The sequence below is a fragment of the Mesorhizobium sp. M0954 genome (genome assembly GCF_040319155.1).
Lineage (GTDB): Bacteria > Pseudomonadota > Alphaproteobacteria > Rhizobiales > Rhizobiaceae > Mesorhizobium.
The window spans coordinates 1-2344 of sequence record NZ_JAMYNR010000072.1; the positions used below are offsets into that span (position 1 = coordinate 1).

Genomic DNA, 2344 nt, shown 5'->3' on the forward strand with positions numbered 1-2344 from the left:
CCTTTCTCATCGTCATTCACAAGCTCGAATACTTTGTAAACGCCAAGATCATCGGTTCGCGGATCAATGCGCGTGCCTGGGAGCTACTTCTGGCGATGCTTTTTATGGAAGCCTGGTTTGGTATGCCAGGTCTTGTCGCCGCGCCGATCTATTATGCCTATCTGAAGGCTGAACTGACGATGCGCGGGCTAATCTAGGGTTGGGCAGGTGGCGATTTGACGACGCAAGCAAGGTGGCCAGCACCAGCCGGCCAGCGTTCATCGCTCCTTTGATCCCCACCCTGGTGGAGAAGCCTCCCGAGGGCCGAGGGATGGACACACAAGTTCGACGGCTACCGCGGGTCTTCAATGCGGACCGCGTCGGAGAATAACTGGCGAATGATACTACGGGGCGACGGCGCAGCCGCCGACAGTCGGATGGAGGTCGATCTCGTCGCAGCCGCTGGGCCCGCTAAATGGCACTCTTGACTAACGTGCCAGAGGGTCCATTTTTTGACCCTGCGGTGTGCTGATGTCGAAGCCCCTCTTTATCCCGGCGCTCGCTGCTATATGCCTGAGATCGCCGCTGGTGCGTGCCGATAATGTCGATCTGGCGTTGGAAGCTTTTCACGGTATTTGTGTTGCCCATGGACCTGACTTCGAACGAACCGTCCTGCGGCCAGGAGACGCGGATGGACTCCGTTGTCTGGCGACGCAGCACTTGCCCCGTCGATGACGTAGACGCCCTCCAGGGCTGGGAGGCGACCGGTGACGACCTTTCCGGCCAAACCATGATCGCGGTGACAAAAGCCACCTTGAATGGCAAGTCCGTGCAAACTTGCTCCATAAAGCTATTCGATGTCGACCGCGCGGCATTCGAGGAGCGTTTCTTCGCCCGGACGGATGCCGAAACAATCGGCGAGGACAGAAACGGAATGCAAGTTTCCAAACTCTACATAAACTCTACATATTGACAGCCGGCAATCGCAAGCAGCTTGTCCATTTGCCGTTCCCGAGGTCCCGGATCACATCGAACACGGTCATTGCAAGCTCGATCGCCGACGACTGGGGTGGATCAGCTGGTGTTATCTGCACGGGACGCGGGGCTTTTTGCGTTTGCAAGGAACTCGCGATAGGAATGCTCTGAATCGATCAGGAGCAGGAAATTGAGCGATCGGCAAAAGATTATCTGGATGATAGTGCTGGCAATCCTTGCTGGTATCGCGGTGATCATGCTCAAACATTCGCTGAAGGGCGACCTTGGGTAGCTGCCTCCTTAAATGAAGCAACACAGCCCTGATCGATCAAGGTTGGTATGGGCTTTGGCCCGTCCCATTTCGGCCTGCTTGCAATGGCAGGTGTCCTGCCTGATGCGGAATCGACGAGCGAAATGTGAGCGAAAAATGCAACTCACAGGCATGGTATCCGGCGCGGCGCTGTTGCTCGCTTCGGCCGCGGCAGCGAACGCCCTCCGCATGTCTTTGCCGAAGCGAAGCTGGACCTGACCGTCGGTCCAGACAGCACGGTCAAGTCGCTTCGGCATCTCTGGCGTTTCGACGACCTCTTTTCCAGCACTGTGCTGATGGAATTCGACAAGAATTCCGACCTTGTCCTTGATGCGAAGGAACTCGATGAAGTCGCTCTCACCATCCATGCCTCGTTGGCCGAGTACAACTATTTTCAGATGGTGACCTTGAACGGCAAGGACGTGACGATGGCGCCACCGCCGAAGTTCAGCGTCAGCTATGAAAACGATCAACTCGTCGTCCAGTTCGAAACGCAGCCGAAGGACCCGTTGGCCCTTGCTGGAAAAGTCAGTATCGGTGTCTACGATCCGACCTTCTACACGGCAATCGATTTTACCGACGACGACAAGCTTGCGGTGGCCGGTCTGCCGCAAGGCTGCTCACGTTCCGTCGTCCGTCCAGATCCGGACACGGCCATCGCGCAGAACCAGAAGAGCCTGACAGACGCGTTCTTCAGTGATCCGACGGGGACCGATCTCGGCAAGATTTTCGCGACGCGCCTCGAATTGACGTGCGGCTGACCCGGAGCCGGTTCGATGGCCATGTTCCAGACGCTGGTCGAATTCCAACGCACGATCTACCTGGCGTTGGCCGAGCAGATCAAACTGCTTGCGGCCGGCGGCGGTTGGCTGGCGTTCACGGCCTTTCTGCCCATGGGCATTCTGTTCGGTGCGGCGCATGCGCTGACGCCGGGCCATAGCAAGGCTGTCCTGGCCACCTATCTGGCAGGATCGGACGCCAGCGTCCGGCGTGGGCTTCTGGTGTCGCTGACACTCTCCTTCACGCATGTAACGATTGCCGTGCTGATCGCGGCGCTCTCGTTGCCGTTGGTATCGATTG

General features: G+C 57.8%; 3 protein-coding genes and 1 pseudogene. All 4 read left to right on the top strand.

The annotated features are described in order from the left end of the window. Positions 1 to 197 (top strand): annotated as a pseudogene (locus NKH93_RS34130) (hypothetical protein); the annotation flags it as partial. Between the two features lie 473 nt (positions 198 to 670). Next, entirely contained in the window at positions 671 to 952 is a 282-nt protein-coding gene (locus NKH93_RS34135; RefSeq protein WP_352976385.1) for a hypothetical protein, read from the top strand. A gap of 449 nt (positions 953 to 1401) precedes the next feature. Beyond that, the gene (locus NKH93_RS34140; RefSeq protein WP_352976387.1) at positions 1402 to 2025 is read left to right on the top strand and encodes a DUF1007 family protein; all 624 of its coding nucleotides are present in this window, start codon (positions 1402 to 1404) and stop codon (positions 2023 to 2025) included. Positions 2026 to 2046: 21 nt separating this feature from the next. Further along, the coding region (locus NKH93_RS34145; protein ID WP_502896548.1) for a HoxN/HupN/NixA family nickel/cobalt transporter at positions 2047 to 2344 on the top strand (298 nt) is incomplete at its 3' end.

Excerpts from the sequence above, each read along its gene's own strand:
- NKH93_RS34135 (WP_352976385.1), top strand. The coding sequence starts at position 671 with ATGGACTCCGTTGTCTGGCGACGCAGCACTTGCCCCGTCGATGACGTA.